This window comes from Hydrotalea sp., assembly GCA_030054115.1.
GTDB lineage: Bacteria > Pseudomonadota > Alphaproteobacteria > JASGCL01 > JASGCL01 > JASGCL01.
This window is the reverse complement of sequence record JASGCL010000002.1, coordinates 7,405-17,210: the sequence shown is the minus strand read 5'-3', so window position 1 is coordinate 17,210 and position 9,806 is coordinate 7,405. Positions and strand designations below refer to the sequence as shown.

Genomic DNA, 9,806 nt, shown 5'->3' with positions numbered 1-9,806 from the left:
GCCGTTGTTGGTGCCATTGTTATTGCGACATTCCATGTAGGTAATGGCGGTCGCCCCCTGGCCCGCGCCCAGCGCATGTTCGCTGTAATCGATAATGTCCAACGACAGGCCGCTGTCGCGGTTGATGGCGGGCAGGAAAGCCTGCAACATCGTTTCGCCCTTGCCGGTTAATACAATGTCCTTGCCCTGTTTGGTCAGGGCAAATTCGCAAACCATCACGCCATCACTGCTTTTTTCGGTGATGGTAAAATGCCGCCATTGATAAACACCATTTTTATCATTGAGGTAGGTTTCATAAAAACAATCATGGATTTCTCGCGACGACACCTCGCCCAAATCCATGTCCTCTTTTTTTTCTGATAATTTTTGCACCACGTTTGAAAATTCTATCTGCAGGCGGCGCGGTAATTTTATCCCATGGTCGGTTTCCAACACGAACGCCACCCCGCCCTTGCCCGATTGGCTGTTGATTCTAATCACCGCCTCATAACTTGCGCCAATATCGGCCGGGTCAATCGGCAAATATGGCACCTGCCATTGCGGGCTGTTGCTATCCTTCATTGCCTTTAACCCCTTGTTGATGGCGTCTTGGTGCGACCCGGAAAAGGCGGTGAAGACCAACGCGCCGGCATAGGGGTGGCGGTCGGCCACCGGCATGCGATTACAAAATTCGGCCACCGCCACCAAATCGCGAATATCAGAAAAATCAATACCGGCGTCGACCCCCTGGCTGACCAAATTAAGCCCGAGGGTTACCAAATCGACATTGCCAGTGCGCTCGCCATTGCCGAACAACGTGCCCTCAACCCTGTCCGCCCCCGCCATCAATCCCAATTCGGTGGCGGCAATGCCGGTGCCGCGGTCGTTGTGGGGGTGGAGCGATAAGACAACCGCGTCGCGCCTTGTAAAATGGCTGTGCATCCATTCTATCATATCGGCGTAATGGTTGGGGGTGGCGATTTCCACCGTCGCCGGCAGGTTAAAAATAATCGGTTTTTCCTTGGTTGGCTTGACGATATCCTGCACCGCCTCGCACACCTCCAAGGCATAATCCAATTCGGTTTGGGTGAAGCTCTCGGGTGAATATTCAAAACGCAAATCGGTGCCGACAATTTTTTCCGCCGCCGCCATGATAAGCCGCGCCCCGTGGCAGGCAATGTCCTTGACGGCTTTTTTATCGGCGTTGAAGACGACGCGCCGTTGCAGGGTCGATGTCGAATTGTAAAAATGAATGATCGCCCGTGGGTAGCCCTTTAGCGCGGCAAAGGTTTTTTCAATCAAATGGTCGCGGCATTGCACCAACACCTGGGGCCAGACATCATCGGGGATAAGGTCGTTGTCGATTAAATGCCGCGCAAAATCAAAATCTGGTTGGCTGGCCGAGGGGAAGCCGATTTCGATTTCTTTATAACCAATCGCGCAAAGTTTTTTAAACAGGCGGGTTTTGCGTTCGATACCCATCGGTTCGACCAATGCCTGGTTGCCATCGCGCAAATCGACCGAACACCAAATGGGCGATTTGGTAATTTGCTTGTCGGGCCATTGCCGATTTTTTAAATCTATCGGCGGCGTTGCCTGGTATTTATGAACAGGCATGGCGCGGCCGTGTTTGGGTTGTTGAGCCATGGTAAAAATAGGGTATAATTATATAGGGATTATATAAGGGATTGTGGCCGCCGTTTCAACCGAAGAAATCCAAACCCTGAGCCAAGATGATGTGGGTGTGACAGGCATCCCCCGATGGTGGCCATCATTTTTTTTGCCTTTTGACCGCCGAATCGGTTATAGCCAATAACCATAGGCACAAAAATTAAAAAAGCGACAAATTAAGACAGCCATGAAAGACCCAAAATCACCCGCCACAACAACCCCGGCCCTACCCGCGCGCAAGCAGGTGTTGGGGCGTGGCCTTTCGGCATTATTGGGGGAGATGGAGCGCGAGGTGCCAATCCCCAATCAACAACCGGCGAGCGGCAACCAAGGCAACGATGGCTTACGCAACAACATGGTGGCCAGCATGGCGGCGGGTGGCGCGGCCGATAACCGCAAATACCGCGAGGTGGCGGTGGCGTCGATTACCCCCAATCCCAAACAACCGCGCAAAAATTTTAATAGCGATAAATTGCAAGAGCTGGTCGAATCATTAAAATTGCGCGGCGTGATACAACCGCTGTTGGTGCGGCCGCACCCCAATAACGCGGAGGCCTACGAATTGGTGGCGGGTGAACGCCGCTGGCGCGCGGCGCAATTGGCCGGCCTGCATCTGGTGCCGGTGATTGTTAAGGATTTGGACAATGCGCAAACCCTGGAATTATCGCTGATTGAAAACCTGCACCGCGATGATTTAAACGCCATCGAAACGGCCGAGGCCTTCCAACGATTGATTGACGAATTTAATCACAGCCATGAATCGCTGTCAAAAATTTTGGGGCGCAGTCGGTCGGCCCTGACCAACGATTTGCGTTTATTGGCATTGCCGCGCGAGGTTAAGGAATTGATAAAAATTGGCCAATTGTCGGCCGCCCATGGCCGTAACTTGGTGGGGGTTGATAATGCGGAAGGCCTGGCGCGGCAGGTCATGGCCGAACAATGGTCGGTGCGCCGGTTGGAACAGGAAGTAAAACATTGGAAGGGCAACAGCGAACAAACCGCCAGCGGCAAAGATAATGGCAAATCTGCCACCGGCCGCGACCCCAATCTAGGCGACATTGAAAATCGCTTAACAAAAATTTTGGGGTTGCGGGTAATGATTAAAACCAAGGGCGGTTCAAAATCGGGGAGCATGACGATAGAATTTAAGGACGGCGGCCAATTGCAAAAAATCATTCAATTGCTGACGAAGAAATAGAAATAATTTTTTGGAGGTTTTTCCCGACGCCGGGAAAAACCCTGAAGATGTTAGAACGAGAAAAAAACAATTATCTAAATCGAAGAAATAATTCATGCCCGAATTGCCAGAGGTTGAAACGGTCCGCGCGGGCTTGGCGGCGCGACTTATCGGCCAAGAAATAAAAGATATATTTTGGTCGGGCAAAAAAATGCGCCGCGCGCTTGCCGACGGCGAAAATAATGATGCCGCGCAAGAAAAATCATTGCAAAAAAATTGGCGCGGGCAAAAAATTCGCCAGGTAACGCGCCGCGCCAAATATATTGTTATCAACGGCCATGATGATGGGCGGGTGTTGCTGTGCCATTTGGGGATGAGCGGTTTTTTTCGTTTTGTGCGCCATAATGATGAGGAATTTGGCTTGCTGACCCATTTGCTCAGCGACGAAAAAAAATTAAAACACCACATGCGCGCCAAGCATTTGCATGTTTTGATATTGCTGGATAATGCGCTGGTGGCATTTTACGACCCGCGACGTTTTGGCTTTTTGTCCGACGTGGCGACCGATGATTTGCCGCATCACCCGTCGTTGCGCACCCTTGGGGTTGAACCCATGGTGGCGACGCTTGATTACCTGTGGGGTGCGTTGCAACAATATAACCTGTCGCTAAAATCGTTTTTATTGAATCAAAAAATTATTGTCGGCATCGGCAATATTTACGCCGCAGAAATTTTGTGGCTGGCTGGCCTGTCGCCGAAAAAAAATTGCCGTAAGGTAAAAAAACCCGAGGCCGAAAAATTGCTCGCCGCCATAACCGTGGTGCTTAAAACCGCAATTGAAAAGGGCGGGTCGAGCTTTTCCGATTTTCAAAATATCGATGGTGAGTTGGGTTATTTCGCCAGCGAATGGCGCGCCTATGGCATGGCGGGCAAACCATGTGCGCAATGCGCGGCCAATAAAAACAGCTCGGCCAAGGCGCGCCCGGCAAAGGCGGTGATAAAAAAATTTGTCCAGAATGGCCGCACAACATATTATTGCCCCCAGCATCAAAAATAGCTATGATAAAAACATGACCGAGGTTTTACAAAAAATAGATAAGGGCGTTCTGACCCTGACGCTCAATCGACCTGAAAAATTAAATGCCTTATCCGACAGCATGATGACGACGTTGCAGGCGGCGATTATTGACGCCGATAAAAACGATGCGGTGCGGGTGGTGGTGGTGCATGGCGCGGGGCGCGGGTTTTGCGCCGGTGCGGCGATTGACGAAATGGCAAAAAAATCGGCCAAGGATTTACAAACCGAACAATTTATTACCAAAAATTGGGAAGCCTTGGCGCAATGCACCAAACCGACCATCGCCGCGGTGCATGGTTTTGCCTTTGGCGGCGGTTTAGAATTGGCGATGATGGCCGATATAATTATCGCCACGCCCGATGCAAAATTGGCCCTGCCCGAAATTACATTGGCGGTTATGCCCGGGGCGGGCGGCACGGCGCGGCTGTCGCGCCTTATACCATCGCAAATGGCGCGTTATCATATTTTAACCGGCGAGCGATTTTCGGGCGAGCAAGCCATGGCATGGGGTTTGGTGGCAAGGGTTTTTGCTGACGATGCGATAATGCCGGCGGTTGAAAAAATCGCCACCACCATGGCACAGTATTCGCGGTCGGCGTTGCAATCCATCAAGGCGTCGTTGCGCGACGCGTTGGAATTACCCTTGGCCCAGGCTATCAAAAACGAACGGCAACGATTTTACAATTTGTTTGATAGCGATGAGCAAAAAACCGCGATGGAAAAATTCTTGCAAAAGAAATAAAAAAAAGGGGCGTTGTCGCCAACGCCCCTTTTTACATGCTGAAAATTTTTTTTTAGAAGGTATAACCAACTTTGAAACTAACCGCGTAAACAAACGGGTCATGTTGAAGCGTTGAGGAAAATTTCCCCGTCACGTCATCAATTTTTATTTCGTTGCCGTCGGCATCATAAATACGTTGATCACCAGTGCTTGGCTTGATGTAGGCCATGAATTTGTTATCCAACGAAAAGGCCAAGGAATCAGAAAAATCGTAAGAAAATTCAAACCCCCCGCCCACCACGGTATCGATGTATTTGGTGACGACATAACCATTGATTGGCAAATCATAACCATAGCCATCGAAAGGTTCTTTGGCGGTTACAACTTCATTATCAAACGCCACACCCAACAAGAAGCTGGGTATCATCGAGAATTTTTTTGCCGCCTTGATACGATAGCCAAGCCGCGTGTAGATAGCGATTTTTGACACGTTAGCATCGGTTTCAAAATTAATTTTTTCGGGCAAGCCCTTACCAAACAAGGCATTGACCCCCAAATCAACAAACAGGTTGTTGTATCGGTAACCGATGGAGGTATCAACCCCACCAAGCACCAAGGTGTCAATAATCCCGCTAGCGTTTTTTTGACTAAAGACGCCGAAGCTAGGCGCAAGGCTTAGGTTTAACCCCAAGCTAGTTTCTGCCTTCGCACTGGATAAAATGGCCAGTGATATGGCAGTTGTTAATAATAGTTTTTTCATGGTTAATGTCCCCTTTCCATGTAATAAAAAAATGACCACCAGACTGACAGAATGTCAACCCCAATGGTTATAGATGCTCTATACTACGCTTCGTTTAAATCGTCAATCATTTTTTAGTTGTTTTTGTGATTTTATGTATTTTAAACAACTAATAATAATAAAAAACATAGGCAAACAAAGACAAATAAATACAAGAAATATATTTTAGGTTGATGGGTTTTTTTATTCTCTAGGGCTGGCGGCAAGTTGGTGCCGTGGAATGGAATTGCTGGTGCCGTGGAAGGGAATTGAACCAGCTTGCCCGACCAACATGTCCCACGCATTACGAATAGCTGATTTTGGAATACAAGGTGGCTGGTGCCGTGGAAGGGAATTGAACCCCCGACCCACGCATTACGAATGCGTTGCTCTACCAACTGAGCTACCACGGCACGGCACACCATTAACAAACGGCATAGAATTTTGAAAGCTAGGATTTTTTATAAAGCCGAGAATAACCCCGACCGCAGGCGCAACGAATGGCTTGGCTCTAGCCACCTTAAGCTACCACGGCACGGCACACCATTAACAAACGGCATAGAATTTTGAATCCGCAAGGCGCGCCCAAGAAATAATAATGCCCCCAACCATCGCAACCATTTATGGCTTGCCGGGTTTTTCACTGAAGTGATTTTTTAATTTGTCGCCCACGCCCTTCCACTTGTCGGCGTCGGCCGGCACGTCACCTTTTTTTAATATGTTGGGCCAAACTTTTGCGTATTGTTTGTTAAGGTCGAGCCAAGCCTCGGCCTCCTTCACTGTGTCGGGCAAAATGGCATCGGCCGGGCATTCGGGTTCGCACACCCCGCAATCGATACATTCATCGGGGCTGATAACCAGCATGTTTTCACCCATGTAGAAACAATCCACCGGACAAACCTCAACACAATCTTGGTAAAGGCATTTGATACAATTTTCGTTAACGATGTAGGTCATGGTCTCGTCTCTAAGGTTGCTTTACAATTTTTTTGTCTTGTAATCAAGTTGCCGCATAATTATTTTGGTGGTTAATTTGTTTTTTCCGCTACCCCAGCGTCGGCGAAGGTGGCCATGCCGTGGTGGCATTGCAACGCGCCGCGTAATATCTGTAACGCGACCACGCCGCCAGTGCCCTCGCCCAGCCGCAACCCCAAATCAACCAGCGGCTCCTTACCCAATTGTTTTAACAACATCGCGTGGCCGTGATAGGCATCTTGGTAAGCCGTGTTTTTCTCCGCGGCTTTATCATGCCAACCCTGCGGGCAATGGGGCGTCATCACCCCGGCCAAGACATGGGTGCTATCGTTGAAACAGGACGTCAAGCAGGCAAAGGTTGCGACCGTGACATAACTATCCAATATAATTGGTATATGGTGGTAAAGACCGGCGATGATGGCACCCATGATACCGGCCATTTCAAACCCGCCAAAAAATTGCAATGTCTCGAGGCCCTTTTTACCGGCGAAGAGTTTTTGATATTGCGCCACGCCCTGGGCAACGGCCGATTGTTTGTGGGCCAGGGTTTCGTCGTTGATGCCGGTGCCGCGCCCGACCCAATGGGCGACATCGCCACCATATAAACAATGGCAAATTGCGCTGGCGGCAGTTGAATTGCCAATCCCCATTTCACCCAACACCACCAGGTGTGTGTTTTTATCAACCGCGTCAAAACCAGTTTTTAATGCCTGGCAAAATTTTTCTTCCGTCATCGCCGGCGTCGGTTCGGTCATGGTGGCAAAATTGTTGGTTGGTTGCAAATCATTCATGCTGATGACATTTAATTTGGCGTTGGTCCAACGCGCCATCTGGTTAATGGCGGCACCGCCATCGTTAAAGTTTTTTACCATCATCGCGGTGACAATCGGCGGAAAGGCCGACACCCCGCCATCAACCGCCACACCATGGTTACCGGCAAATACCAATATGGTGCTTAGCAATTTTTCGGACGATATATTGTCATAAACACCGCGCGTTTTGTAAAACCATTGGCTTAAATCCTCCAACCGGCCGAGCGACCCGGCAGGTTTGGTCAGGGCGTTTTCGCGCGCCGCGCAAGCCATTGCCGCCGCCGCTTGCTTGGCGGAAAAACCCTGCATTGCATGCTCAATGGTGGTTAATAAACCACGCCAATCGGCTAGGGTCTTTAGGTTGTTGTTTGGCTTATTGGTCATTATTTTTCTTTCGTGGCGGGTTTGCAACTTCATCCCCGCGCCCGCTTGGTGGGGCTGGCCAATATTGGGCTAGCAAATAAGGGCGGGCTTATCAAATGAATCATGTCATGTCGCGCCATATGTAATGTAACGCGCTTATTACCTCAATCGATTATTAAGCATGACAATCAATTATTGGTTGATGTTTTGCTTGACAAGTTTTTTTATATGTTTATAATTTGTCACTATGAAGTTGTATGGTCGCATTGGAACTGGCGTTGCCGCGGTGGAGGCTCTGTTCCACGAGCTGGAGGTGCCCCACGAATATGTTGAGGTGCCGGTCAGCAATGATGGCTCCTACCGCCTTGACCCGGCGTTCCTTGGTATTAACCCGATGGGCCAGGTGCCCTATATCGAATGCGACGATGGCACGACCATGGCCGAATCGGCCGCCATGATGGTCGCCATCGCCGACCGGTTTGGTCGCAACAAAATGGTTAGTCATGGGCTTTATATCCCCAGCGCGGACGACCCAACGCGCAATGCCTATATGCGGTGGATGGTGTTTTTCGCTAGCGGCGTTTATTACCACCATCTTTTTTATGCCTATTCTAATCGTTATGTTTCATCCCCCACGGCGCAGGGCGAATTGCGCACCAACAGCCTGCGCGAGCTTGATAGATTGTTTGATTTTGCCAGCAGTCAATTGGGCAATCAACCCTATTTTTTGGGCGAGGATTGCTCGCCATTTGATTTATATGCCGCGATGTTATTTGCCTGGCACCCCGATTGGGCAACATTTGCCAAGAAAAAACCATTGATAAAGGAATTTTGCAAAAGGATCTTTACCCGCCCCAAATCACAGAAAACGTGGGAAAAACATGAGTTATTAGGCCTGGTGCAATAGATTGTGCAGGGGGTTGGCGTAAATTGGCAGTAAATTGGTGGGGTTGTGCAATAATCAGCCAATAAAAACCCGTCATAAAAACAAAAATACCCTTGCAAAGCGAATGAAAAAGCCCTAGCATGCAATAAGAAGGGCGGGGGACAACCCGAACAAACACAATGGGGACAATCATAGGGACAAATGCGTCTGACATGGGTAAAACCATGGGTAAAAACATGGGCGCGAGCACAATCATCAACACCACTACCACCACCACAAAAACAAGTAAAAAAATACCTTTTTTAGTTAAGGTTGATAATTTTATTTCTGATAACAACGCCTTTGGCCGTTGGGTGAAGCGTGTATGGTTAAAAAAATTTAGAGACAAGCTACTTTATAATTTCTTGGCCTGGCGTTATCGCGATGACGATTGGGTTTTTATGAATTATGGCTATGGGCCAAATAGGCGCGAAAAACTATTTCCGTTACAAAAACAAGATGTCGCCGATAGATATTGTATCGAAATGTATCGCTTGATAGCGAAAAAAGTTGATTTGCGTAATAAATTTCTGTTGGAGATTGGCTGTGGCCGTGGCGGCGGCGCGTCGTTTTTGGCGCGTTATTTTAAACCAAAAAAAATTACCGCGATTGATATTGCCAAACAGGCCATTCGATTTTGCCGTAACAAATATAAAAATATTGGCAACTTATCATTTTACACCGGCGATGCTGAAAAATTGTTTTTTCTTGACGCCAGTTTTGACGCCGTTATCAATATCGAATCGGTGCAGGGTTATGGCGATGTTGAAAAATTTTTGGCTGAGGTCAGACGGGTCTTAACAAAAAATGGGCATTTCTTTTGCGCGACATTTTTGCCGCCGCCAGAATTGCAATTGTTGCAAGAATCCATCAAGGCGTCGGGTTTAAAAATTATTGAAACCACCAATTTGACGCCCAATGTATTGGCCGCGTTGGATGCCGATAACGATAGGAAAAAAGCGATGATAGATAAAAAAGTCGACAAAAAATTGTTAAAAGATTTTTATGAATTTGCCGGCCTGAAGGGCAGTCAACATTATAGAAATTTTGCATCGGGCAAAATGCTTTATTATAGTTTTTTGTGCCAAAAAATATAATTGCTGGCCAATGATGCGGCGTCATGGTGGGTGATGTCGGGCGCGTGGCGGATTGACAAACGCCACAAAGCCTTATAAAGACATAAGATGGAACAGAAGGATAAAACGCCCGATTTATCACTATCGCTGGCCCTGACCTTTGACGATGTTTTGTTGGTGCCACGCAAATCCTCGGTATTGCCAAAAGATACCGACCTGGCGACTTGCCTGGCTTACGGCCAGACAGATAA

Annotated in this window: 9 protein-coding genes and 1 tRNA gene; 5 read left to right on the top strand and 5 right to left on the bottom strand. The window is 48.5% G+C overall.

The annotated features are described in order from the left end of the window. The coding region (gene leuA, locus QM529_00825) for a 2-isopropylmalate synthase (protein ID MDI9313210.1) at nucleotides 1-1,626 on the bottom strand (1,626 nt) is incomplete at its 3' end. Between the two features lie 211 nt (nucleotides 1,627-1,837). Here leuA and QM529_00820 point away from each other — a divergent pair. The 3 genes from QM529_00820 (at nucleotide 1,838) to QM529_00810 (ending at nucleotide 4,647) form a co-directional block, all read left to right on the top strand. Beyond that, a complete protein-coding gene (locus QM529_00820) occupies nucleotides 1,838-2,848 on the top strand; it encodes a ParB/RepB/Spo0J family partition protein (GenBank protein ID MDI9313209.1) in 1,011 nt (336 codons plus the stop codon). Nucleotides 2,849-2,942: 94 nt separating this feature from the next. Beyond that, nucleotides 2,943-3,884, top strand: a complete 942-nt coding sequence (gene mutM / locus QM529_00815) for a bifunctional DNA-formamidopyrimidine glycosylase/DNA-(apurinic or apyrimidinic site) lyase (protein ID MDI9313208.1) — start codon at nucleotides 2,943-2,945, stop codon at nucleotides 3,882-3,884. Next, nucleotides 3,844-4,647: an enoyl-CoA hydratase/isomerase family protein gene (locus QM529_00810; protein MDI9313207.1), complete on the top strand. Its 804-nt coding sequence runs from the start codon at nucleotides 3,844-3,846 to the stop codon at nucleotides 4,645-4,647. Before mutM ends, QM529_00810 begins: the two co-directional genes overlap by 41 nt. Before the next feature lie 52 nt (nucleotides 4,648-4,699). Here QM529_00810 and QM529_00805 read toward each other — a convergent pair whose 3' ends face one another. The 4 genes from QM529_00805 to QM529_00790 all read right to left on the bottom strand — a co-directional run bounded on the left by QM529_00805 (nucleotide 4,700) and on the right by QM529_00790 (nucleotide 7,575). Continuing rightward, complete coding sequence (locus tag QM529_00805) at nucleotides 4,700-5,386, bottom strand: hypothetical protein (protein ID MDI9313206.1); 687 nt, start codon at nucleotides 5,384-5,386, stop codon at nucleotides 4,700-4,702. 355 nt (nucleotides 5,387-5,741) lie between these two features. Next, nucleotides 5,742-5,817 (bottom strand) — tRNA-Thr (locus QM529_00800). 208 nt (nucleotides 5,818-6,025) lie between these two features. Next, nucleotides 6,026-6,361 (bottom strand): ferredoxin family protein, encoded by a 336-nt coding sequence (locus tag QM529_00795; GenBank protein ID MDI9313205.1) that lies wholly within the window; start codon nucleotides 6,359-6,361, stop codon nucleotides 6,026-6,028. Nucleotides 6,362-6,432: 71 nt separating this feature from the next. Continuing rightward, nucleotides 6,433-7,575 (bottom strand): nicotinate-nucleotide--dimethylbenzimidazole phosphoribosyltransferase, encoded by a 1,143-nt coding sequence (locus tag QM529_00790; protein MDI9313204.1) that lies wholly within the window; start codon nucleotides 7,573-7,575, stop codon nucleotides 6,433-6,435. A 226-nt stretch (nucleotides 7,576-7,801) separates the two neighbouring features. Between QM529_00790 and QM529_00785 the strand changes: the two genes are divergently transcribed. Continuing rightward, the gene (locus QM529_00785; GenBank protein ID MDI9313203.1) at nucleotides 7,802-8,461 is read left to right on the top strand and encodes a glutathione S-transferase family protein; all 660 of its coding nucleotides are present in this window, start codon (nucleotides 7,802-7,804) and stop codon (nucleotides 8,459-8,461) included. 191 nt (nucleotides 8,462-8,652) lie between these two features. Continuing rightward, entirely contained in the window at nucleotides 8,653-9,576 is a 924-nt protein-coding gene (locus tag QM529_00780; GenBank protein MDI9313202.1) for a class I SAM-dependent methyltransferase, read from the top strand. Nucleotides 9,577-9,806: the final 230 nt, after the last annotated feature.